Origin of the sequence: Alsobacter ponti, assembly GCF_024294805.1 — a bacterium.
GTDB classification, from domain to species: Bacteria; Pseudomonadota; Alphaproteobacteria; order Rhizobiales; family Beijerinckiaceae; genus Alsobacter; species Alsobacter ponti.
Genome location: NZ_JANCLU010000028.1, coordinates 1 through 23819, shown reverse-complemented (window position 1 = coordinate 23819; position 23819 = coordinate 1). Strand labels below are relative to the sequence as shown.

At 72.2% G+C, this 23819-nt stretch carries 21 protein-coding genes; 11 read left to right on the top strand and 10 right to left on the bottom strand.

The genetic code is table 11. From position 1 onward, the window contains the following. The first annotated feature begins 46 nt into the window (after positions 1-46). Positions 47-1048: a LacI family DNA-binding transcriptional regulator gene (locus tag NK718_RS20110; protein ID WP_254746054.1), complete on the top strand. Its 1002-nt coding sequence runs from the start codon at positions 47-49 to the stop codon at positions 1046-1048. Positions 1049-1061: 13 nt separating this feature from the next. On the opposite strand, the gene NK718_RS20105 is transcribed toward NK718_RS20110, so the two are convergent. Further along, entirely contained in the window at positions 1062-4544 is a 3483-nt protein-coding gene (locus NK718_RS20105) for a family 16 glycosylhydrolase (RefSeq protein WP_254746052.1), read from the bottom strand. Between the two features lie 394 nt (positions 4545-4938). On the opposite strand from NK718_RS20105, the gene NK718_RS20100 reads away from it, so the two are divergent. Next, positions 4939-5355, top strand: coding sequence for an acyl-CoA thioesterase (locus NK718_RS20100; RefSeq protein ID WP_254746050.1), 417 nt, complete (start codon positions 4939-4941; stop codon positions 5353-5355). A 43-nt stretch (positions 5356-5398) separates the two neighbouring features. Here the strand turns inward: NK718_RS20100 and NK718_RS20095 are convergent, their stop codons facing one another. The 9 genes from NK718_RS20095 to NK718_RS20055 form a co-directional block, all read right to left on the bottom strand. Beyond that, positions 5399-6415 carry a M48 family metallopeptidase gene (locus tag NK718_RS20095; protein ID WP_254746048.1) on the bottom strand — a complete coding sequence of 339 codons (1017 nt, stop codon included), beginning with the start codon at positions 6413-6415 and terminating at the stop codon, positions 5399-5401. A gap of 7 nt (positions 6416-6422) precedes the next feature. Then, on the bottom strand, positions 6423-6797 hold the full coding sequence (locus NK718_RS20090; protein ID WP_254746046.1) for a DUF898 family protein: 375 nt from the start codon (positions 6795-6797) through the stop codon (positions 6423-6425). Between the two features lies 1 nt (position 6798). Beyond that, positions 6799-7623, bottom strand: coding sequence for a DUF898 family protein (locus tag NK718_RS20085; RefSeq protein WP_254746044.1), 825 nt, complete (start codon positions 7621-7623; stop codon positions 6799-6801). Between the two features lie 78 nt (positions 7624-7701). Continuing rightward, positions 7702-7851, bottom strand: coding sequence for a hypothetical protein (locus NK718_RS20080; protein ID WP_254746042.1), 150 nt, complete (start codon positions 7849-7851; stop codon positions 7702-7704). Positions 7852-8279: 428 nt separating this feature from the next. Beyond that, a complete protein-coding gene (locus NK718_RS20075; protein WP_254746040.1) occupies positions 8280-8810 on the bottom strand; it encodes an SRPBCC family protein in 531 nt (176 codons plus the stop codon). Next, positions 8807-9172 carry an ArsR/SmtB family transcription factor gene (locus tag NK718_RS20070; RefSeq protein WP_254746038.1) on the bottom strand — a complete coding sequence of 122 codons (366 nt, stop codon included), beginning with the start codon at positions 9170-9172 and terminating at the stop codon, positions 8807-8809. Before NK718_RS20070 ends, NK718_RS20075 begins: the two co-directional genes overlap by 4 nt. Positions 9173-9234: 62 nt before the next feature. Then, a complete protein-coding gene (locus NK718_RS20065) occupies positions 9235-9384 on the bottom strand; it encodes a hypothetical protein (RefSeq protein ID WP_254746036.1) in 150 nt (49 codons plus the stop codon). Between the two features lie 104 nt (positions 9385-9488). Beyond that, positions 9489-10607, bottom strand: coding sequence for a patatin-like phospholipase family protein (locus NK718_RS20060; RefSeq protein WP_254746034.1), 1119 nt, complete (start codon positions 10605-10607; stop codon positions 9489-9491). Positions 10608-10617: 10 nt separating this feature from the next. Continuing rightward, entirely contained in the window at positions 10618-11577 is a 960-nt protein-coding gene (locus tag NK718_RS20055) for a DUF4231 domain-containing protein (protein ID WP_254746032.1), read from the bottom strand. 331 nt (positions 11578-11908) lie between these two features. Here NK718_RS20055 and NK718_RS20050 point away from each other — a divergent pair, with 331 nt between their 5' ends. From NK718_RS20050 to NK718_RS20010, 9 genes are all read left to right on the top strand, one after another. After that, the gene (locus NK718_RS20050; protein WP_254746030.1) at positions 11909-13477 is read left to right on the top strand and encodes a toll/interleukin-1 receptor domain-containing protein; all 1569 of its coding nucleotides are present in this window, start codon (positions 11909-11911) and stop codon (positions 13475-13477) included. A 2-nt stretch (positions 13478-13479) separates the two neighbouring features. Continuing rightward, complete coding sequence (locus NK718_RS20045; protein WP_254746028.1) at positions 13480-15366, top strand: nSTAND1 domain-containing NTPase; 1887 nt, start codon at positions 13480-13482, stop codon at positions 15364-15366. Between the two features lies 1 nt (position 15367). Beyond that, a complete protein-coding gene (locus tag NK718_RS20040; RefSeq protein ID WP_254746026.1) occupies positions 15368-16999 on the top strand; it encodes a serine/threonine-protein kinase in 1632 nt (543 codons plus the stop codon). Positions 17000-17062: 63 nt separating this feature from the next. Next, positions 17063-17311, top strand: coding sequence for a hypothetical protein (locus NK718_RS20035; RefSeq protein WP_254746024.1), 249 nt, complete (start codon positions 17063-17065; stop codon positions 17309-17311). Then, positions 17266-18459, top strand: a complete 1194-nt coding sequence (grrM, locus tag NK718_RS20030) for a cyclophane-forming radical SAM/SPASM peptide maturase GrrM/OscB (RefSeq protein ID WP_254746022.1) — start codon at positions 17266-17268, stop codon at positions 18457-18459. Before NK718_RS20035 ends, grrM begins: the two co-directional genes overlap by 46 nt. Positions 18460-18765: 306 nt before the next feature. Then, positions 18766-19581, top strand: a complete 816-nt coding sequence (locus tag NK718_RS20025; protein ID WP_254746020.1) for a peptidoglycan-binding protein — start codon at positions 18766-18768, stop codon at positions 19579-19581. Positions 19582-19667: 86 nt separating this feature from the next. Then, positions 19668-21824: a hypothetical protein gene (locus NK718_RS20020; RefSeq protein WP_254746008.1), complete on the top strand. Its 2157-nt coding sequence runs from the start codon at positions 19668-19670 to the stop codon at positions 21822-21824. 2 nt (positions 21825-21826) lie between these two features. Further along, a complete protein-coding gene (locus NK718_RS20015) occupies positions 21827-23587 on the top strand; it encodes a hypothetical protein (RefSeq protein WP_254746006.1) in 1761 nt (586 codons plus the stop codon). Continuing rightward, positions 23584-23819 (top strand): hypothetical protein (locus NK718_RS20010; protein ID WP_254746004.1); only part of this gene is annotated, 236 nt, incomplete at its 3' end. The genes NK718_RS20015 and NK718_RS20010, both read left to right, overlap by 4 nt.

Genomic DNA, 23819 nt, shown 5'->3' with positions numbered 1-23819 from the left:
AACCGGTTATGCATCCGGTGCAAACGACATCCGGAGTCCGTGAAAGATGAACGAGGCGAGCAAGACGATGACGGCCCGGGATCTGGCGCGCCTGATCGGCGTCAGCCAGTCGGCTGTGTCGCGCGCCTTCACGCCCGGCGCATCGATTTCCGAGGACCTTCGCCAGCGCATCCTCGCGGCCGCCCAGCGCTTCGGCTACCGCCCGAACGTCATCGCGAGCATTCTGTCGCGTCAGAAAAGCGACATCATCGCCCTGGTGGTCTCGGACCTGCGCAATCCCTACTACCCCGGGCTGCTGGAACGGCTGTCGCGGAGCTTGCAGGCCCGGGGCCTGCAATGCCTGCTGTTCAACATCGCGCCGGGGTCGGACGTGCGCCAGCAATTGATGGCGCTGCGGCAGTATCACGTCGACGCGCTGGTGGTGATCTCCGCCACCGTGCTCAGCGCCGAGGAGATCGTGCTCGCCGCAGAGGGACGGCGTGTCGTGCTCGTCAACCGGATCGCGCCGGAAGCCCGCCTGACGACCGTCAGTTGCGACAACGCCCACGGGGCGCGGGCGATCGCTGATCATTTCCACGCCCTCGGCCGGAGGCGCGCCGCCTTCGTCGCCGGCCTCACCGGGACGGTCGTCAGCCTTCAGAGGCAGAACGCCTTCGTCACGCGGCTGGCGGAACTCGGGATGACGCTCACCGCCAGCATCGGCGCGGGCGAGTACAGCTACGAGGCGGGCTACCGGGCCGGGCTCGAACTGGGGCGCGCCGGCGGCACTGACGCGGTGTTCTTCGCCAACGACATTCTCGCGCTCGGCGGCCTCGACGCGCTGCGGGAGGGTTGCGGCGTCCGCGTGCCCGAGGACATCGCGGTCGCCGGATTCGACGACATTCCGATGGCGAACTGGCCCCATTACTCCCTGACGACCTACCGCCAGCCCATCGATGAGCTGGTCGGCCGCATCCTCGACGTCATCTCGGGCGGGGACGCCACGCCGGCCCTCCACCTGCTGGAGGGGGACATGGTCGTGCGCCGTTCGACGACGCCCCCCGTCTAGCGCGACAGCGCGATCAGAACACGAAGTCGCCCTCGCCGAGCTTTGAGAGCGAGACGTTCTGCAGCGTGATGGTTTCCCCGCCGGCCGAGATCACCGCATAGCCGAGACCGTTGTCGGCTGCGTGGGACGTCACGTCCGCGAAGCTGGCGAGCCCGAGCGCGCGGGCATCGATCCGGTCCTGCCCGACGACGAAGTCGGTGATCGTCGCGGTGGAGGCTGTCGCGGGGCTCGTGAACAGGAAGATGTCGTTGCCGGCGTCCCCCGTCAGGGTGTCCGCGCCGGAACCGCCCGCCAGCGTGTCGTTCCCCAGGCCGCCGTTCAGGCGATCGTTGCCCGCGAGTCCCGAGAGGGAATCCGCGCCGGCGCCGCCCACCAGAGTGTCGTTGAAGGCCCCGCCGGTCAGCGCGTTGTCGAGCCCGTTGCCGTTGCCCTTGAACGCCCCGGAGCCGGTATAGATGAGGGCTTCGACATTGCCGGTGAGCCCATAGGACGACAGCGCCGTCCATACCGTGTCGTAGCCGCCGTTGCTCAGTTCGCTGACGGCGTCGCCGGTGTCGACGACGTAGACGTCGTCGCCTTGCCCTCCGGCCAGCGTGTCACCGCCGAGCCCGCCGTCCATCGTGTCGTTGCCCGCGCCGCCGACCAGGCTGTCCGTTCCGGCGTCGCCCGCCAGGCTGTCGTCGCCGCCGCCGCCGTCCAGCGTGTCGTTGCCGTCATGGCCCCGCAGCGTGTCCGGCCCGGCCGTGGGATAGAGCTGTCCGACGACGGTCGCGGTCGGCGTGATGAGATCGTTGCCGGACGTGCCGTCGACGACATTCCCCGCGCCCCCCGACCAGTAGCCGTCGACCGTGACGGTGAAGGCGGATTGCGTCGTCAGGCCGCCGCTATCGGTCGCCAGAACGCTGACGTCGAACGACGGCGCGTCGAGGGGCCCCACGACGACCAGCCGCCCGGCGCTGAGCAGGAAGCGCCCGCCGGCGTCGTCGGCCAACGTCAAAGTCGGCACGTCCTCGGCGTCGGGGTCCTGGACCGTGACCAGTCCGACGATGGCACCCGTGGCGCTGCCGGCGGCGACATGGTCCGAGGACAGCGCGAGGCCATAAGGCGCTTCGTTCACGTCGGTGACGGCCAGCCGAACGCTCTTGTCGAAGCTCAGGCCGGTCTCGTCCGTCACCCGTACCGTAATGTCGTGCGAGGCGGCGGATTCGTAGTCGAGCGGACCGTTGACGACCAGGGTCCGCCCGGAAATGGCGAAGAGCCCGCCGGCGTCGTCGACCAGGGTGTAGCTCAGCGTGCCGCCCCGGTCCGGATCCATGCCGATGAGAACGGAAATCGGGGTTCCGGCAGGGGAGTTCTCGGCGATTTGCGTCACCGGCACGGTCAGTCCGACCGGGGCGGACCCCGACGCCGTCGCGCCGAAGACGAAGTTCGCCTCGGCGAGCTGGGCGGCGCGCACGCCCTGCAGCGTCACGGTCTCGCCGGCCGCCGCGATCACGGCGTTGCCTCCGGCGTCTTCCGAGAGATGGGACTGCACGTCGGTCCAGCTGGCGAGGCCGAGGCCGCGCACGTCCAGCCGATCGCCGCCCGCGACGGCGAAATCCGTGACGAGGGCGCGCGACGCCACCGACTGCGCGGCGAAGACGAACACGTCCGCGCCGGCGTCACCCGTAACCGTGTCCGCGCCGGCCCCCGCGACGATCCGGTCGTCGCCGAGGCCGCCGTTGAGGCGGTCCGCGCCCGCCCCTCCATAAAGCGTGTCCGCGCCGGCGCCGCCGATCAGCGTGTCCGCGCCGTCGCCGCCCGACACCACATTGTCGAGGCCGTTCCCGACGCCGCGAAACGCCGAGACGCCGGTATAGACCAGGCTCTCCAGGTTGCCGGTGAGCGTCCAGCTTCCGACCGAGGCCTGCACGGTGTCGAAGCCCGCGTTCGCTGCCTCTGTAGCGATGTCGCCGGCGTCGTCGACCACATAGACGTCGTCGCCGACCCCGCCGGCCATGGTGTCGGCCCCGGCCGCGCCGGAGAGCGTGTCGTTGCCGGCGAGTCCGGCAAGACTGTCCGCGCTCCCCGCGCCGACGAGCAGGTTGTCGAGGGCGTTGCCGACGCCCTTGAAGGGGCCGTCTCCCGTGGCGACCAGCCCCTCGACGTTGGCGCCCAGCGTATAGGCGGCGAGCGCGGTTCGGACCGTGTCGAAGCCGCCGCCCGCCTGCTCGACGACCAAGTCCCCCGTCCCATCGACAACGTAGACGTCGTCGCCGCCCTTCCCCTCCAGCGTGTCGGCGGCCCCGCCGCCGTCCAGCCAGTCGGCGCCGGCCCCGCCGACGATGCTGTTAGCGTAACCGCTGCCGACCAGCGTCGCGTCCCCGCCACCGGTGTAGACCATGCGCTCGATAGCGTTGCCGAGGGGGCTCGGGCCGAGGCGGAAGCTCGAGGCGGAGACGTAGACGGTGTCGTAGCCGCCGTTCGGCGCGTCCCAGGCGATGTCATGGGAGTCGTCGACGTAGTACACGTCGTCGCCCCGGCCGCCCATCATGTAGTCCGCGCCGGGACCGCCATCGATCGTGTCGTTGCCGGTGTCGCCCTGGATGCGATCGTCGCCCGCCCCGCCGGAGAGGCTGTCGCCGCCCGCCCCGCCGCCGAAGGTGTCGTCGCCGCCATTGCCGGCGATGGTGTCGGCCCCGTCCGCCCCGGCGAAGGTCTCGTTGCCCTCGCCGCCCACGATGTTGCGCGGCACGGCCAGCGCCGAGCGGTCGGCGTCCTGGTAGACCCGGATGTAGTCGATCAGCAGCTGCGAGGGGAACGGGGTGGAGGCGTTAGGCTCGCCGGACCAGATTCCGCCGACCGAGGAGTTGGCGAGCAGGTACATGGTGGCCTTGAGGGCGTCCGGGGTGGCGACCTGGCCGGTGACGACGCCGTCGACCGAGAAGGTGATCGAGTCCGGCGTCCAGTCCATTCCGTAGGTGTGGAAGCCGACCGAGAGGTCCGAGACGGTGGTGCGGACCACCGGCGTCGAGGTGACGGTGACGCCGTCGGTGGAGGTGTGGATGGTCGAGTTGACGGTCGAGGTGGCGTTTCCGAGAATTTCGGCGATGTCGATCTCGCCGAGCACGCCCTCGTCGGTGCGCAGCATCCAGAAGGCGGGCCACAGCCCCTGCCCCGCCGGCACCTGGGCGCGCACCTCGACATAGCCGTACTGGAAGCTGAAATCGTTGAAACTGCTCAGCAAGCCGCTCGAATAGGTGCGGTTGTCGAGGACCGGCGAGAGCTCCGGCGGCAACGGATTGGCGGTGATGGCCAGCACGCCGTCTGAGATCGAATAGGGGTCGATTCCGGGCGAAACTCCGTCATTCGTGACGTAATTCCGGTCGAGAAAGAACTGCTTCTGGTAGAGGGGAAGGATGGTCCGCCCGCCGAAGTAGAAGCTGGTGTCCCATGTGGGGACGGGCTGGTCGTAGAAGTCGGTACGGTCGAATTCGTCAGCAAAAACAAGGTTCATGTCGGGTCGGGGAGCGGCCATCGGGTGGAAAACCTCGGTTCGGGGGCGACCCGGCAACGCTCGGGCGCGCCGACGCGTTCCGCGCGCATCTCTGCCTCCGCGCGCGGAATGCGCGAAGTCCCAGCTCAAAGCCCGCGAACTTCGGGCCGTGTTCGGCGCGAAGGTCGTGCGGAGCTCGGCGGAACCCGCACCGTCTTCCGCCGTCCAATGCGGAATCCGGATCTTCCGCCCGAGTTCCGAGCGCGGGCCGCGCCGGCCGCGGCTTTTGCGCGCATCGCGCGACCATTTCCCGTCCGGCGAGCACAAGCGGGGCATTGTATCCGCCACCCCGGCTTCGCTAAGAAGGACTCGTTGGCCCCGCGCGGCGGACCCCGCCCCATCCCGAGAGCGATCCATGCCAGTGAGCTTCACCACGGACCGCATGCTGAATTTCGGCGACTGCGACATCTCCGGCACCGCCTACTACCCCTCCTACCTCAACCTCCTGAACGGGGTGATCGAGGAGTTCTGGACGAGCATCGGCTTTCCCTGGCACGAGATCATCTGGAAGGAGCGCTGGGGCACGCCGACGGTGCACCTCACCTGCAATTTCTCGAAGCCGTCCTTCTTCGGCGACCGGCTCACCTTCCGCCTCACCGTCACCCGGGTCGGCCGCTCGTCGGTGACGATCGAGCACACCGTCCATTGCGGCGCGGAGGCGCGCTGGTCCGGCCATCAGGTGCTGGCCGCGAGCCGGCTCGACGAGCATACCTCGATGGTTTGGCCGGAGCCGGTGAAGGCGAAGCTCGAGAGCTTCCTGGCCCCGGGCTGATCGGCCCCGGACCGATCCGGACGCGGCCTGATCCGCCCTCCCCTCAGCCCCGCCAGCCCAGCGCGCGCGCGTGGGCGCGCACCTCGGCCTCGCGCTCGGCGGCGCCGGGATGCGTGTCGAGGATGGTCGCGCCGTCCCGTCCGGCCGCGCCCGAGAGGCGGCCGATCAGCACGACGAAGGCGGTGGGGTCGCGCCCCGCCGCCAGCATGATCTCGACCCCGCGCCGGTCCGCCTCGCGCTCGAAGTCGCGGGAATAGGAGAGGATGCGCAGCACGCCGGCCTGCGTCGCCAGGGTTTCGACGAGCGGGCCCGGGTCGCCGCCCAGCACGGCGACGAAGGCGTAGAGCCCGGCGGCAGCGTAAATCCGGCGCAGGCCGTGCCGGAGCTCGACGTGGCCCATTTCGTGCGCCAGCACGCCGAGCACCTCGTCGTCGGTCCGCGCCGCCTGGACGAGCTGGTCGGTGAGGATGACGGTGCCGCCCGGCAGGGCGAAGGCGTTGGGGCCGATCGACGGCGCGTCGCGCAGCAGCAGGTCCGCCGGCGGCAGGCCGGCGCTCTCGCCGAGAGCCGCCATCTGGCGGCGCAGCGCCTCCTGCCGCGCCTCCGGCAGGCGCGACGGTTTCAGCAACGTCCCCTCGAAGGTCTGGCGCGCGGCGGCGTCGATGGCGGCGGAGACGCCGGGCGGCGTCACGCTCGCAAGGCCCCGGGCGAGCGCTGGCAGCCCCCACTGGTAAAACGCGGCCACCGCCGCGACGGCCAGCACGCAGGCCAGGGCGACGGCGAGCGCGTTACGCTCGATCCAGTGCACCGCCGACGCCACCTTGCCTTCGGGCCGCGGAAGCGCGGAGAGATCGGCGTCGTGCGCCGCCTCGAACACCGCGCCGTCGGCGAATTCGATCTTGCGCGGCAGGCTGCCGACCGGCGGCGACACCGCGACGATGCGCGGCGCGGCGGCTTCCGCGCCGTCGCCGAGCCGCAGCAGGAGTCCTGCTGGGCCGGCGCGCAGCGTCGCGTCGATGGAGCGGGCCGACTCGGGCGGGAAATAGCGGCCCTCGATCATTCGCACCTCACAGGCCGAGGTCCACTCCGGCGAGGTCGAGATATTCCGCCGAGGCGACGTTGCCCGCCTCTCCGGCGGCCCCGACGATGGCGTCGAGCGGACCGCCGGGAACGAGGGCGGTGTGGCGCACCATGTAGTCCCAGGTCCGCACGGCCGCCCACGGGCGCATCAGCCCGAGCGTCGCCACCGTCACGACGACGTTGGAGACGGCGATCCACAGGACGCGCGACCGGCCGAGCCGCGACACGAGGCGATGGCCGCCGTCCAGCCCGGTCGCGTTGAACGCCACGTTGCGCACGCCCGCCCGGTAGAACACGCCGGCGAGGAACACGGAGAGATAGGCCGCGACGACGACCCAGTGCCAGAGGCTCACACCACCCATCTCAGAACCTCCCGCTCGAGGCGGCGACCGTGAGGAGAACCGCGAGGCCGATCGCGCAGACCGGGATCAGAGCCGCCAAGCCCAGATTGGCGTAGAGCGGCCCCAGCCGCGCCTGCGTGTGGAAGCGCGCCGTTCCATACGAAAGCCCGTTGCCGACATAGTTGGCCGACAGGCGCGAGAACACCGGCAGCAGCAGGCCGGCGCTCAGCAGCACCGCGATGGGCATGCCGAGATAGATGCCGAAGGCCGGCCAGTACGAGCCGCGAAAGGCGAAGCGCACGTTACGGTAGGAGGTCATGCGCGCGTTGAACGCCAGCGCCGTGTTGACGGCCCACGGCAGCACGAAGGCATAGATGATCAGCAGCACGGCGAAGGCCGGCGAGATCGTCACCAGCACCTGGTAGACGACGAGCACCGCGACGACGATCAGCCGGCCGATCAGGATGCGCGAGGGCCGGGCGTGGTACTCGAAATTGTGCCCGTCCAGCCAGGTGTTTCCGTAGAAGTACCGCACCCGCCGCACCTTCGCCCACGCCGAGTAGATCCCGAGCGTGATCAGCGACAGGAGGACGTTGACGATCCAGATGCCGAAATACTCCCCGGCCCGGCCCTGGAAGGTAAAGGCGAGCTCCCCGCCAGCTTCAGACGGCGCTCGCGGCGCGGAGTCGACCGCGCCGGCCCGGTCGCGCTCGCGCTGCACGGGAGACCATGAAGGACCGCCCTGCGCGGGCGGTGGGACGGGCGGGACGGCGGCGCCGCAGGAGGAGCAGAAGCGCGCCCCGGCCGGCAGCGCCGCGCCGCAATTCGCGCAGAAGTTGGGAATCATCGAGGGCCAATTCGCAAGAGCTTGAGAACGGGCGGATGGAAACAGCAGGCCGCCCTGTCGGTCAAGCTTCCGGGCGCGCTAGACCAGCAGGCCGAAGATCGCGCAGGCGGCGGCGAACAGGATGAGCGGCATGCGGTAGGCGGTTTCGCCCAACGCCAGCATGGCGACGATGAAGGCGGCGGCGGCGAGCGCGGCGAACATGCGCAAATGGTCGCGCCGCGTCAGCATCCCCGCCCCCCTCGCGCGGCGGGCGCGCGGCGACGCGCGAGACGAAGCAACTCGGAGTTGCATCCTCGATAATACATTGGGTTTTCTCAATAAAATAAAGTAATGATAGGCGACAACGACCGCATGGAAGCCGATGCGCCCAGGACAGTCAAGTCGTTCTGCTTCACCCGTCCCCGGACCGGTGCAGCGAAGCGGAACTGGATCCGGGGCCTAGCGCAATTTGTCGCGCGAAGCGCGTCCTTGTGGCCTTTTCCATTGAGCGCCGCTGCGCGGCAGCATCCATGCGCTGGCCCTCGGACACCCCTCCGCTGACGCTGCGGGGTTCCGGGGACGGGCGGACGAGGTCCGCCCTTTCCGATTGCGGGCCTCCGGCTCGACCAACGAAGAGACGCGCGGACACTCGGTCCGCGCATCTTCCCTCCCGCCCGTCAGGCCGGCAGGCGGCGGTCGTAGTCGGCCTTGAGGCGGGCCCAGCCTTCCCAGAAGGGCGCGGGCTTGTCGCCACGAGCGCGGGCGACCAGCAGGTCGAGGTGCATGTGCCAGCCGGCGCTGACGTTGAGCATCGTGCCGCGATCCGGCAGGCGCTTGTGGACGAGCGTCAGCAGCACCTCGTCGCCGCGCGGCTCCAGCCGGATGCTGACGCCGCCGGTGTTGCCCCAGGTGAAGCCGAGAAGATGCGGCGGCTCCAGCTCGGTGATCTCGCACGTCAGCCGGTGCTCCTCGGGGAAGCCCTCGGGCCGGCGGCCCGGCGGGTCGCTCAACTCGTCGTTGCGCCAGATCAGTTCGAAGGAGGCGCCCTTGCGCAGCTCCATCTCGCCCCCGGCCAGCCACTGCCGGCGCAGCTCCGCCTTGGTGAGGTAGGTCCAGCAGCGCTCCAATGGGCCGGGGAGCAGGCGGGTGATGGTGAGCGTGGCGGGCTCGGTGAGCACGCCGTAGTCGTCCAGGGTCGCGAGCGTCATGAGTCGTCTCCTTTCGACGCGGGGGATTGGCGGGCGTCCTCCTCGCGGAGGAGCCGTTCGAGGATGTCCAGCCGGCCTGTCCAGAAGCGTTCGTAGAAGGCCAGCCAGTCGTGGGCGGTGGCGAGGGGGCCGGGATCGAGCCGGCACAGATGCGTCCGGCCGCGCACCTCGCGGCGGATCAGCCCGGCGTGCTCCAGCACCTTGATGTGTTTGGACGCCGCCGCGAGCGAGATGGCGAAGGGCTCGGCGAGCTGCCCTACGGTCCTTTCCCCGCCCGCCAGTTCGCGCAGCATGCGCCGGCGCGTGGCGTCGCCGAGGGCGTGGAAGACGGTGTCGAGCTGGGGCGCGTGTAATTCAACCATGCGATTGAATATGCATCCGCCGATCTCGATTGTCAACCGATTGGTTGAATGTCAGACGGCTTTCAGTTCGGCCGGGCCGGGTTCGCCCAGGCCCGCGCCGTCACGCCAGCCGCCACCGGGCGGGCCTCCCGCGCGATCTGGCGGGCCAGCGCATGGGCGAGCGCCAAAGACAGCGCCGCGACACCGTACAGGGTCACAAAGGCAACGAGCATCGCAATGGCCTCAACCACGAGTGCAATGGATGCAGCCTAGGGCGGCCAAGCTTCCGCAACGTTGTTCCCGCACAAGTTGTAGCACCATCGCGAGCGCGATCCGTTCAGGCGAAGCCGGCGAAGTGAGCGAGGCTCCACTCGCGCGCCGCGAACGCCTCGCCCACCGCCTGCAATTGCGGGATCGCGTCCACCGCGTCGAGGCGGGTCAGCTGGTTGGCGTCCAGCCCGCCGAGCCCGAGGGCGTCCAGGCCCGCCGGCGTGAGGTCGGGATCGTAGCGCACATAGGTGAAGGCGCGCGAGCCGGGCTGCGCCGGGTCGACGAGGTCGCCGACCTCGCGATCGAGCCTCGGGCCGTGGCGGCAGCGCCCGAACACGCGGCAATTGAGGTCCTGGTCGTAGGCCATGCCGTCCATCATCTGGCCGGGGGCCTGCCGCGCCACGTCGATGAAGCTCGCCCGCTCGTCGTCGGGCGAGCGGCCGGCGCGGTCCCATCCGCCTGTGCCCACCGAGACGACCAGCAGGCTCTCCTCGCCGCGCGGCCAGTTCAGCCCGAAGGTTGGCGCCGTGGCGATGCGCGCCATGGCGAAGGCCGGCATGTTGTAGGGCGTCATGCCGCCGTCGACGAACACGAAGCGGCGCGGCCCCAGCGTCACCACCTCCGGCGGAAAGAAGGTCGGCGCGGCGGTGGAGGCGCGCACCACCGTCCACAGCGGGATGTCGAGGTTGCAGTCGGGCCGCGCGCGGTCGTTGTACTTGGCGGCCGGGTTGTTGGTGAGCAGCCAGGGCGAGTTGGTGGTGACGTTGTAGGTCACGGCGAGCAGCAGCGTGCGCAGGCGCGGAGAGCCGAGCGTCGTGTCGGCCCCGAACACCGCCTCGAGCTGGTCGCGCAGGGGATCGCCCCGGTACAGGTTCCACAGCCGGTGCAGCACCATCTCCTTCTCGAACATGGCGTGCCCGTTCTCGACGTAGAAGCGCGAGAGGTCCGCGACGCTCATGCCGCAGGCGAGCCCGGACGCGACGATCGCGCCCGTCGACGTGCCGCCGATGAAGTCGAACCAGTCCGCCAGGCGGAAGCCGCCGGGGTCCGGCGACCGGCGCGCCAGATCGGACTCCATGCGCGCCAGCATCGCCAATGTCAGGATGCCGCGAATGCCGCCGCCGTCGAGGGCGAGAAGGCGGCGCTGGCCGGGGCGGCGCGGACTCAGGAGGTCGGGCGGCGGCATGGCGCTCCCCTCACCCGCCGCCGGGCGGTCGCGTCCAGCGCGCCTGCCATCCCTGCGTCTCGGCTGACATCACTGCCTCGCAGCGCGCCACCCAGCCGGACCAGTCGCCGCCCGGCTGGGCGGCGGCGTCGAAGCCGGCCAACTCCGCCTCCAGCCGGTTCGCCGTGGCGAGATAGCTCGCGGCGAGGTAGCCGTAGCGGGAGGCCTCGGCGTGGCTCAGCAACCCCGCCCCCACCGTCGTCAGCAGCGCCGTCACCGCCGCGATGTCGAACGGCACGCCGGTGAACGGGATGGTCTTGCCGGTCGCGCCGGCGGCGGCGGTGATCAGCGTCGCCGCCAGCGCCACGCCGAACTCGGCCTTGCGCAGCAGCGACGCGCGCCGCCGCGACAGCTCGGCGCGCGGCCGGTAATAAAGGTCGATCTGCGCCACGACGCGGCGGTCGCGATACTCGGTCGGGGACAGCATGTCGCGCGGCGCCGAGCCCGGGGCCTTGGACTGCGTCAGCTCGGGCAGCAAATCGTCGCCGCCCTCCTCGATGCGGCGCGCCTCGGCCGGCAGGCGCTCGCGCGCCGTCGCGGGGTCGTCATAGGGCGCGGCGCGCGCGGCGTAGCGGAAGGCCTCGCTCTTCATCGCCTCGGCGATGGCGCGGGCGCGCGTCCACGAGGCGATCCGCTCCGGTCCGCCGAGCCGCGCGGAGATGAAGTTTCCGGCGGCCAGGATCACCGCGCCCAGCACCAGCAGCCCGGCGCGCCCCGGCGTCTCCGACGCCATCTGGCTGGCGAGCGTCGCCGCCGCCGCGCCGGCGAGGGAGAGCCCCAGCGTCGCCTTGCGCGTTCGCGTCACGGCGGCGTTGAGCCGCCCCGCCGTGGCCGACCAGTCGGCGGCGCGCTGCGCCACGCGCGCCAGCGGCGCGGCGGCGTCCGGCGCGGGCGGCGGCGCCGTGTCCGGCAGGTTCTCGACAACCGACATCGGCTCCTCCCTTGGACGCCGCGCTGGGACGTCTCCACTGGGACCGGACGCAATCGGGCGCGCCTCATCGCGCGCGGACGCGCCGCGCATCGATCAAGCAGAACTACATAAAATTACAAAAAGCGAAATTTAGTTAGATTTCGCTGGAGTCTTCGCTGACTAGTGAACTGATTGAACGAGCGTTTTCGTTGCGAGTCAATGACCCGAATAGAGTCAGATTTGCAGGCTTCATCCCGTGTGTTGGGACGCACATCTTTTTACCTTGACTCGTTTGCATGATGAGACATGATTTTGCCAGAAATCCGCCACCCTTCCACTTGCGGAGGGACTGATGCCGCTTGCCGGAGACGACGATAGGCCCAGCATCTTCGTCAGCTACGCGGGCCTCGACGACGCCTGGGTCGCGGCCTTCCTGACCGACGCGTGGTGGCGGCCGATCCGCTCGGCCGCGACGCTGTTCCGCTACAAGAACGACCCCGTCCTCGTCGGCTCGGTGCGCGAGGAGATGCGCGAGCGCGTCGAGAAGTCGGTCGCCTTCATGCCCATCCTGTCGCGCTGGTACGTGGAGAACGGCGGCAAGATCATCGAGGAGGACGAGTTCCTCTGGGCCGTCGAATGCTATTCGAAGCGCCCGAAGGGGCGGCGGCTGTTCTTCCCCGTCATCCTCGACAGCGTCGCCGACGACTGGTGGTCGATGCGCGGCCACGAGGTTCTCCGGCGCAACGCCTGGCTGAAGGACGAGAACGTCGCCAACCGCGACTTCCTCGGCCCCATCACCCCGCAGCGCCAGGAGGAGATCAACAAGGTCCTCGAGTTCGTCCAGCAGATCCGCGCGATCCTGCCGCCGCCCGAGACGGACGCGCCGCCGCCTCCCGACGCCGCCGCCTCAGCCGACGCCGAGTTCGTCGTGCTCGGCCACGAGGACGACGTGCGCACGGACGAGCTGGCCGAGACCCGCAAGGCTTTGTGCGACCGGCTGAACGAGCGCCACCGCAAGGCGGTCGAGTGGCCGAACGGCTGGCTCTCCTCCGGCGACCGCAAGGTGGCGCGCAAATGGCCGCGCTTCATCCAGCCGCTGACGCCGCGCGAGGCGCTGGCGCTGGCCCGCGACAGCGCGCCGGACGAGGTGGCGCAGCGCGTCGGCGTGGCGGCCGGCGTGGCGCTCACCCCGGCGGGCGACCTCGCCGAGCCGGCCCCGCCGGTGACGCTGTGGCTGCCGCAGGACCTAGCCGCCGACCCGCTGGCCGCGGGCTTCGCGCGGCGCTTCCCGCCGCCGCCCGAGCCGGGCCCCGACGCCGTGCCCGCCGCGCCGCGCGCCTGCGTGGCGAGCGTCGACCTCCTCGCCGGGCTGCTCGCCCCCGCCGGGCCGGTCGACATGCCGACGGTGACGGTCGAAATCCTCGACGACGACATCGTCGTGGCGCGCGCCAGCACGGCGCAGAAGCTGATCGAGGACAAGCTGCGCGACTACGTCGTCAGCGCCACCAACGGCCCGCCCGACCCGCGCGGCGCGCGCCCGCCGATCGGCCCCGACGACGTGTGGATCGCCAATTTCGCCGACCCGAAGGAGCTGGCGGCGCAGATCGCCAACACCAGCATCGTGGTCGCCAACGACTCCACCCTGCAGCGCGGGCGCACCCTCACCGAGGCGCGGCGGTGCGTGCGCGACAAGGTGCGCGTCTACGCCAACGGCCTCGGCGACGCGCCGGGCAATCACGGCGTGCTGCCCGTGTTCCTCGTCATCAGCAACGCCGACTGGTTCCGCGACGACCCGACGCTCGACGCCTATCTGCGCGGCGAGAAATGGCGCGTGCTGAGCCTCGACCGCCAAAGCCTGGAGCCCGACCCGGCGAGCCGCCAGCGGCTGATCGGCGAAATGCACCGCGTGCTGGCGAGGTGACAATGTCCGCCCAGCCCGCCCCTCTCCCCCCGCCGCCCGCAGCGCCGCCGCCGGCGGAGACGGGCGAGGGCCTGGCCGCCTATCTCGCCGCCTTCGCGCGGCTGGCGGGCGACGGACGGGCGGCGCAGGCGCAGGACGAGCAGGGCCGCCTCACAGCGCCCTATCCCGGGATGCGCAGCTTCTCCGACAGCGAGAGCGGCGTGTTCTTCGGCCGCCGCGCCCCGGTCGAGGACCTGATCCGCCTGCTCGGCCAGCGCCAGATCATCATCGTGCTCGGCGGCTCCGGCTCGGGGAAGTCGTCGGTGGTGCGCGCCGGCCTGATCCCCGATCTGCGGCTGGCGCGCGCCATCCCCGGCCGCAACGGGCGCTGGTACGTCGCCTCGTTCATGCCCGGCCGGCGGCCGGCGCGCGAGCTGCTCGACGGGCTGTGGCGCGACCTGCTCGCGAGCGCGCCGCCGGCGACGGCCGACAAGGCGGTCCGCGTCGCGGGCGGCGCCGTCCCGCGCGACGCCGCTCGCGCGGAAGGCCCAGGCGCGGACGCGCTGCGCGAGGCGTTCCACGCGGCGCTGACGCGCGACGGGCGGCTGGACGTCGCCGGCGTGCGCCGCTTCGCCTCCGAGGCGCTGGGCGAGATCGATTTCGAGATGAACGGCAGGCTGCGCGGCGGCGCGCCGAGCCTGATCCTGCTGATGGATCAGTTCGAGGAGATCTTCAAGCCGGACGTCGACCCGGCGGAGCGCGACGACGTGCTGGCGCTGCTGCGCGACGTGTTCGAGGCGGCGCGGCGCGGCGAGGCGCAAGGCTTCTACATCGCCGTGACGCTGCGCAGCGAGGAACTGCACCGCTGCGCCGAGCACCCTGCCCTGCCCACCGTCGTCAACAGCAGCTTCTACCTGCTCGAGCTGATCGGCGAGGAGGCGCTGCGCGACGCCATCGTCAAGCCGGCGCGGATCGTCTTCGAGGACTGGACCATCCCCCCGCCGGACGCCGCCCCGGACGCGCCGGTCGCTCCCGAGCTGGTGACGACGCTGCTGGCGCGCAGCCGCGACATCCGCGACGGGCTCGACCATCGCCCCGACCAGTTGCCGCTGCTGCAGCACGCCCTTCGCCTGACCTGGGAGAACGCCGCCCGGCGCTGGAGCGCGCTGCCCGCCGGCGCGCCGGTGCGCGTCGAGCTCGCCGACCTGCCCCCGGGAGGCCCCGCGACGCCCGCCCAGCCGGCCTACCTGAAGGAATGCCTGAACGAGGCCGCCGGCGCGGCGTTCGAGCGGGCGGTGGCGGCCTACGCCGCCATCGCCCGCGTGCCGAAGGCGGAGGACGAGGCGCGCTGGGTGCTGCGCATCGTGCTGGTGTCGATGGCCCAGCGCGACGACCGGGGCAACTGGGTGCGCCGCCTGCTCAAGGGTGCGGAAGCGGCGCGCATCGCCGCCGACGCGCCGGGTTCGAAGGGGCAGCGCCGCGACCGCCGCGAGGCCCTGGAGGCCGCACTGGACGAGCTGGTGCGCCACGGCTACGTCGCCATCCGCCACGCCGGCCAGCCGTTCGGCGAGCGCGAGTTCGAGGTCTGCCACGAGGCGCTGATCCGCAGCTGGCGTCTCTACGGCGAGTGGCTGAAGGAGGCCGAGGCCGTCACCCGCGCGCTGTGCCAGATGGTCGAGGCGGCGTCCGGCCTCGATCCCTCGCTGCTCAAGCCCTACCCGCGCACGCCCGCCGGGCTATGGGCCTGGCTGCGCGCCCGCAAGGAGCTGGCGGCCCGTGACGTCGCGCCCGTCGCCACGCGCGAACAGCTCGGCAAGGTGTTCTGTCCCGCGCCGCTGTTCGGGCACGGCTGGCTGCGCGACCGCGTGGCGCGCGAACTGGCCGCGCGCGCCGCCGCCGGAGGGGGCTGAGATGGAACCGACCGTCCTTCATTCAGCCGAAGTCGACCCCGCCGCGCGGCTTGCCGCCATGCACGAGGCCGACGCCATGCTGGCGCGGGTGAGCCGGCTCGCGGCGCTGGCCGGCCCGGCGACGCCGCAAGTGGCGCGCGGCAGCCTGCTCTCGCGCGCCGACGCCTTCGCCCGCCGCCCGGAGAACCGCCTCGTGGTGACGCTCGCCGTGACGGCCTTCGTGCTCCTCCTCGGGCTGGGCGTGATCGCCTACGTCTCCGTGGTCAGCGTCAATCTCACCTTCCAGAACCGGATGATGAGCGCCCACGCGCTGGCCGGCAGCCAGTTGCGGACGCTGCTGCGCAACGAGACCGACAGCACGCAGTTCGCCTACGACATCGGGCAGGCGCTGCGCCGCGTCGACGCCAGCGCGCCGAGCATGGGCAGCGACAATGGCATGGCGTGGTCGCTCGCCGTGTCGCAGCTCGACGAGGTGGCGAGGCCGGGCTTCGGCCATCCGCTGGCGGTGTCGCTGGCCGCCGCCGCCGGCGCGTCGCCGGCTCGCTGCCGCCGGCTGGTGCAGAACGTGCCGCCGGCCCCGCTGCTCACGCCGCCGAGCCCCGACTTCCCCGGCCGGCGCGGGCTCGCCTGGGTCGACGCGCAGACCGCGCCGCGCTGGGCCCCCGTGTGGACGCCGGGCGACGAGGCGGCGTTGCGGCAGGCCGGCGTCGCCCGCAACGGCCGTCTGCCCGACCTGTTCCCGCAGCTCGGCGCGCCCGGCCGGCCGGCGCGCAGCATTCACTGCCTCTCCGACGACGGCGGGCTGCTGGTCGATTGGACCGAAGGCTTCTCGCCGAGCCTGGTCGAGCTGCGCTGGTATCCCGACCCCGCGACGCCCTCGGCGTGGCGCGTCGAGGTGGCCAACAACATTCCGCCGGCCGCCCTGCCGACGCCGGAGCAGGCGCTGGCCAGCCACCGCGACGACGTGTGGACGGCCTTCTGGGACGCGGCGGAAGGGCCGAACAACCGCATCCTCTATAAGGCGGACGGCGCGCGCCGCGTCTTCGCCTTCGACGTCCAGGGAGAGCCCGGATCGAGCTTCGCCTACCAGGCGTTCGCCGGCGTGCTCGCGCCCCGTCCCATCCCGAAGGCGGCGGCCGCGCCGCCGGCCGAGGCGCGCTGCGACTACGCGGCGTCCTCGGTGTGCAACATCGAGACGATTTTCTACGGCCATCCCGCCATCGTGCAGATCGAGGCGACGCCCGCCGACGCTTCGCCCGAGGCGGCGGGCGGGGCGGGATCGAAGCCCAGGGCCTGCGCGCGGCAGGAGATCTGCAGCCACGACATCCGCATCGTGCCGAAGCCGGACGGGGCCGAGAGCCCCGAGCACCAGATCGCCTGGGTGTCGGTGAACGGCCACGTCTCGGCCCGCATCGAGGCGGTGCGACTGGAGCGCACGCCGGAGGCCTCGTCGGAGAGCGGCGACCGGCCGGACCTGCTCCGCCTCGACGACGCGACTGGCCAGTCCTGGGGCCTGATGGTGGGGCGCGACGCCGCCGAGCGCGTCATCGCCGCCACGCTGGCCGCCACCGGCCAGCCCATCGAGGGCCGCGTCTCGCGGCTCTGCCGCTATCTGCGGTGCCAGTCATGGTGACGTCGCCCGCCACAGCCGCCGAAGCGACCGCGCGGGCGACCGGCGCGACAGGGGAGCACGGACATGCGCGAGAGATGGTCGACCCTCGTCAAGGGACTGGCGCTTGCGGCGAGCCTGGCCCCTCCGGCCGGCGCGTCGCCGAACCCAGGCGCCCCGGAGACGCCGGCGCCGCTCATCGGCCGGCTCGACGACATCCGCGCCCGGCTGTTGCGGCACGCGCCGCCCGAGCAGGCGACGCCAGACCGGCAGGCGCAATACCGCCCGCAATGGGCGAACTGGAACAACTGGCCGAACTACTGGAAGAATTTCTAGACGCGCCTCTCCGGGGCTCGACCAACCTGCTGGTGCTGCAGGGCACGCCGTTCTGCAACATCGACTGCGCCTATTGCTACCTGCCGGACCGCGACAGCCGCGCGCGCATGGCCCCGGCGCTGGTCGAGCAGGCCGCGTCCTGGCTGCATCGAAGCGGGCTCGCCGCCGACGAGCTGACCATCGTGTGGCACGCGGGCGAACCGCTGGTGCTGCCCATCGCCTGGTACGAGGACGCCTTCGCCCGCATCGCCAGCGCCATGCCGGGCCGCGCCGTACGACACGCCTTCCAGACCAACGGACTGCTGATCGACGAGGCGTGGTGCGCCTTCTTCGCGCGCCATTGCGTGTCGGTGGGCGTCTCCATCGACGGTCCGGCGCGCCTGCACGACGCGCGGCGGCGCACCCGCGCCGGCCGCGGCACGCATGACGGCGCGATGCGCGCAGTGCGGCTGCTGCAACGGCATGGGGTGCGCTTCCACGCGCTCGCCGTCGTCGGCGAGGCCGCGCTGGACGACCCCGACGGGTTCGTCGACTTCTTTCTCGACGCCGGGATCGAGGCGCTGGGCCTCAATGTCGAGGAGATCGAGGGCGCGAACCGCGCCTCCTCGCTGGCGCATCCGGACGTCGAGCGCCGCTTCCGCGCCTTCCTCGCGCGCGTCACCGACCGCGCGCTCGCCTCCGGCCGGCTGCGACTGCGCGAGTTCTGGAACATGGCCGAGCGCTGCCTGTCGGAGAGCGCCGCCAACGACGAGGCGACGCCCTTCGCCATCCTCACCGTCACGGCGGACGGGGCGCTGTCGACCTACTCGCCGGAGCTGGCCGGCGGCGACGGACGCTTCGCCATCGGCCGCTTCGACGAGCGCGGGAGCGCCGGGCTGTTCGACGTGATCGATCGCCAAAGGCTGCTGGCGCTCGCCGCGCAGGTGCATCGCGGTGTGCGCCGCTGCACGTCCTGCGCGTACTTCCGCCTGTGCGGCGGCGGCGCGCCGGCCAACAAGCTCGCCGAGAACGGCTCCTTCGACAGCGGCGAGACGCTGTTCTGCCGGCTGACGCGGCAGGCCGCCGCCGAGGTCGCCCTCGAGCGACTGGCCCTTGTCGCCGACCTTCTGGACAATTCGGCAGAGTTCAAGATTTCAAAGTGTAACTAAGTTTAGTTTTCGTTTAGTCGATTCCGGCAAGAGTCTTTTCGCTTGGCATGACTTCTTTTTTGTGTTGTGTTTGTTGCACGAAAGAGTTCTACCGGCACGTTCATTGAACGTCGCGGAAGACGTCATTCTCTGCGCTCCGTTTTATCTCAGACAATTACAAGCAGCGGCGCGAAGACGCCCGGCGACATCATGTTCGCGACACGCATGCGAGGCGCTTTGCTTCGCAGGGAGGACGCTTGCGCCCGGCGCGGGGGTGGCCGGGACCGGGGAAGACCAGGCTCCAGCGGCGCTGGAGAAGGAGGAGCCATGATTCCGATCGACGGCGACGCTCTCCGCGAGATCGCCCCGCGCATGTCGGGACCGCGCGCGGCGAAGCAGAAGGCCATCTTCGAGGCGCTGAGCGGCTCGCTCGCCGCCACGCTGGACGAGGCCGCCATCAACACGCGCCTGCGGGCGGCGCACTTCCTCGCGCAGATCTGCCACGAGTCCGACGGGTTCTGCACCTGCGAGGAATACGCCAGCGGCTCCGCCTACGAGGGTCGCCGCGACCTCGGCAATCTGCAGCCCAACGACGGACGGCGCTTCAAGGGACGCGGGCTGATCCAGCTCACCGGGCGCGCCAACTACCGCGCCTTCGGGGCGAGGCTCGGCGTCGACCTCGAGGCCGATCCCGAGGCCGCGGCCGACCCGAAGCTCAGCCTGCGGATCGCCTGCCTCTACTGGACCGACCGCAACATCAACCCGAAGGCCGACCGCGACGACCTGATCGCGGTGACGCGGGCGATCAATGGCGGCCTGAACGGGCTGGACGCGCGGCGCGCCGCGCTGACCCGCGCCAAGACGGTGCTCGCCCGCCTCGCCGCCGCCGAGGTGATGGCGGCGGAGCCGACCCCCGTCGACGAGGTGGCGCGGCGCGGCTGCGCCAGCGACAGCGTCGGCGACCTGCAGCGCATGCTGCACGACCTCGGCTTCCCGGTGGCGGTGGACGGCTCGTTCGGCCCCGCCACCGAACTGGCCGTGATGCGCTTCCAGATGGAGCACGGCCTGGAGGCCGACGGCATCGTCGGCGCGCAGACCTGGAGCGCGTTGCGCCAGGCCCAGGCGCCGTCGCGCGCCGCCTGACAAGGAGGCCGGCGGTCCTCGCCGGCTCCCCTCGAAAACTTGGCAGGGCGGCGCGGACGCGCCGGCCCCGGAGAGGCTGCGCATCCATGCCCGACCCCAATTTCCGAATGGCGGCGTTCCGGCGTATGCCCGCCGAGGCGGGCATTGCGAAGGCAGGCCTGGCGCAGGCGGTGAAGATCAATCCCGCGCTCGTCGGCGCGGTGGCCAAGGACCCCGGCATGGCGCGGCGCGACAGCGACGCCATGATCGCCGTGCGCGACATCGTCGCCGCCCCGCCCCCGCCGGTGAAGGGCGTCGACATCGGCAACGCGGTGCGCACCGACGCCGTGCGCATGGTCGACCCGCAGCTCTGGCTGCGCCTGCGCCGCACCTTCCCCGGCTTCCGGCGCGGCGTGAAGCGCGAGGCGCTGACCGTGCCGGTCGCCCCCGCCGACCCGATCGACGACAGGATGGTGTTCGAGGGCGCGACGGACGGCTCGCGCTGGCACCTGCCGCGCTACCGGCTGGCGCAGCAGGTCGTCTCCGGCGTCGACCAGTACAAATTGTTCGTCGAGGATTCGCCGCAGGGCTGGCTGCTGCGCGCGCAGCTCTCCAAGGCGCGCCCGCCGGAGATCCCCGCCGCGACGCCGACGACGGAACTCACGCACCACCTCGCCGTGAGCCTCGTCTACCAGGTGACGATGGGCGGCGGCGCGACGGCCCAGAAGGACCTGCCGTTCCAGGAGATCACCTTCGACGAGGCCAGCGGCGAAACGGAGGCCGTGCTGCGCTTCGCCTCGATCGGCGAGCGCGACCAGGCCGTCTCGGCCATCACCACCGCCGCCTCCGGCGCGGGGCTGAAGACCGTGCTCGCCGCCGAGGTGGGCGTGCCAGGCGAGAAGGACGACCAGGGCGTCCAGCTCTATCGCCAGTCGTCGCGCTTCGCGACCTGCTTCGCCGAGCCGAACCCGCTCTACGTCAACCCGGAGCTGAACCGCGCCTTCTTCGCCGGCGCGGTGCGCGCCGCCACGGGGCCGGCGCTCACCCCCACGCAGGTGAAGTGGAAGGACCGTTTCCACACCTACTGGCAGGACGTGGCCGAGCCGCACGTCTTCTACATCCTCCCCGACGCGTTCCGCCTGACGCGCGGCGACCGCCCGCCCTTCGACCCGATGTGCGCCGTGCGCGTCGCGCCGGGGGCGACCTCCGCCGACGACGCGCGCCTGACGCTGGAGTTCGCCGCCTCGACCTTCATCGACGCCGCGCGGCTGGAGGCGGCGCGCGCGGTGCTGGCGGCGCAGTTGCCGGCCGAGCTGCGCGACAATGGCGGCGGGGCGCGCGTGCGCTTCGAACTGCTCTACGGCGGCAAGGCGTCGTTCTGGCTGTCGCTGCCCGGCGCGACGGGAGCCGGCGTCGGCCTCAGCGAGCGCCCCGGCGCGCAGGTCGATCTGCGCGGCGTGCTCTACCACTCCGAGACGCTGACGCTGCCCGCCTTCAAGGCGGTGTTCGACGCCATGATGGGCGGCTCCGTGTCGCTGATGCGCGGCGAGGTCCGCGTCGACGTGGGCGGCGGCGCGGTCGACCGCGTGCCGTTCGAGGCCCGCTTCGACCGCATGAACGGCGGCCACCTCGACATGTCGGCGGCGGCTGTCGCCGAGGGCCGCTACGAGGTGACGCTGACCAACACGCTCGAGTCGCCGATGACGGTGCGCGCGCTTGACATCGACCTCGCCTACGGGGCGGGGCCGGACGTCGTCGTGCAGGGCGCGGTGTCGGGCGTCACGCTGCCGGTCGACCTCGCGCCCGGCGCGTCGATGCGGGTGGCGCTCGCCGCCAGCCCGCCGCCGGAGGTCGCCGGCCTGCTGCCGACGCCCGTCGTCGACGCCTCCGGGCTCGACGTGAAGCCGGACCCGCAGCGCATCTGGGACAAGATCCTCGACACCTCGACCCCCGCCGAATACGCGCGGACCATCTCGGTGCGGGCCTACGGGCCGATGTTCGATGCGCCGAGCGGCAAGCCGGAGGACCGCGCGCTCGCCATCATGGTGCAGTTCGAGCGCGGCGACGCCGTCGAACTGACGCCGGACGCGTCGGAAAAGCAGGCGACGGTGCGCATGCCGCTCTCCGACCTCGTGCTCGGCGCGGGCGGCTCGCCCACCTACCGCTACCGCACGCGCGTCGTCCGCCGCACCGGGCAGATCGTCGACCCCACCCCGCACGAGGACAGCTTCGACATCCTCGTGCCGCAGCTGCCGGCGGGGTGAGCATGGCCGGCGCGCTGCCAGACTGGACCGTCCCCGCCCCGCTCGCCGAGGGCCGCGCCTTCCCGGCCTTCGAGCGGCCGGACGTCGCGGTCGCGCTGCCGCTCGGCCTCGCGGTGGCGGACGAGCCGGGCGGCGACCCCGCCTTCCGCCTGACCGCCGTGCGCCCGGCCCGCCCGGACCCCGGCGACCCGGACCGGGCGCTGCTGGAACTGCGGCTGCGCCTCGTCTACCCGGACGCGCCGGGCGCGGAGCAGGCCGCGCCCGTGCGCGGCGAGCTGGCGCTGCTGCCCTCCGACTCCGTCACCGACGCCAGGCTGACGCCGCCCCCGCCCGAGAGCCTGGACTGGCTGGGGCTCGGCCTCGCGCGGCTCTCCGTGCCGCTCGACCCAGCGGCCGCGAGCCTGATCGAGGCGGCGCTCGCCGACGGCCCCCTGCCCTTCACGGCCCGCGCCGACATCGAGATCGACGGCGTGTCGCCACGCGCGCCGGCTCGCGTCGTCGTGGCCGGCAAGCGCCTCGCCGCCGCCCTCGCCGCCCACGCGCCGGACGGCTTCCTCGCCCGCGACGGCCTGCTCGCGCTGCTGCGCGGCGACCTCGCTTCGCTGGGGCTGACGGTCACGGCCGCCGGCCCCGAGCCCGCGCCGGGCGCGCTGGCCGAGGCGCTGGCCGACCGCATTCGCGTCCGCTTCGGCCGCTTCGCGGCGCCCTCCGGCCTCGGCGCGCCGGGCTTTGCCCTCGCCGTCGCCGAGCGCGACGCGCCGGACGAGATCGCCTGGAACCTCGCCGAGACGCTGGTCGCGCCCCGCTCCTTCTCGCTCGGGCTCGATCCGTTCGCCGAGGCGCGCGAGCTGGCGCGCCGGGTCGGCCGCGACGCGCTGGTGCGGCGCGTCGTCACGCCGGAGCTGTCGCTCGGCTTTCGCCGCCTGCTGGTCGAGGCGGCGCTGCTCCAGCGTCCGGCCGGCGTCGCGCTGGCCGCGGTGAACATCGTGCTGCCCCCGCACCCGCCCGGACGTCCGCAGGAAATCCGCAAGTCGGTCGACCTGACGCACGCCGAGGTCACGCCGGTCGACGTCCGCCTCGCGCCCGACGAGGAGCTCGCCTGGACGGCGGCCTGCGTGATGATGCTGGAGACCCCGGCGGGCATGAGGCGGCTGGACGGACCGCCGCGCTCCGGCGCGGGCTGGCGCGTCTCCATCCGCCCGGCCGACCTGCCGGCCCGCTTCGTGCGTGTCGAGGCGTCGCCCGCGCTCACCGCGCTCGCCGACCTCGACGTGGCCTGCGAAGCGGGCGGCGCGCCGGTGGCGAAGCCGGTGCGGCTCGACGCCAGCCGGCCGTCCGCATCGCTCACTCTGCCGCGCGATCTCGCCGACGCGCGCCTCGTCGCCACGGCGGTCTCCCCGCGCGACGGCGCGCGGCTCGCGCTCGCCCCGCGCGACGCGCAGCCGTGCCGCTTCGACGTCACCGACCTGCCTGGCTACGGCCCACGCGCCGCCAGCCTCGCCGCGCGGCTCGACGGCGCGCCGCTGCTCGCCCTCGAGGTTCGCCCCGAGTCCGCCGGCGACGAGGCCGTCGAGCCGGTGCTGCTGACCGCCGACCGCGACACGCGGCTGGTGACGTGGTTCGCCGCCGACCCGTTCCGGCCGGGCCTGATGTGGCGGCCTCGCCAGCCGGACGGCGCTCCGCCGCTGCCGTGGCGCGGCCCGATCCAGGACGGCGAGGCGCTGAGCGTGCCCGCCGGCGCGCCAGAGGGAGCCACGCCATGAACCCGCTCGACAGCGCCGAGACGATCGACGGGCTGCGCGTCTGGCGCGCCGCCGACGGCCAGTCCTGGCTCTTTCTGCCGGCCGTGCCGGAGCCGATGCTCGGCGGCGACGGACGCCCGCAGGTGAGCCTGATCGCCGCCGGCGAGACGGGCTTCCTGTCCGTCGGCGCGCGGCTCGCCGCCAGCGACGAGCGCGTCGCCGGCGTGGCGCGCCAGCTCGCGGCGCGCGCGCC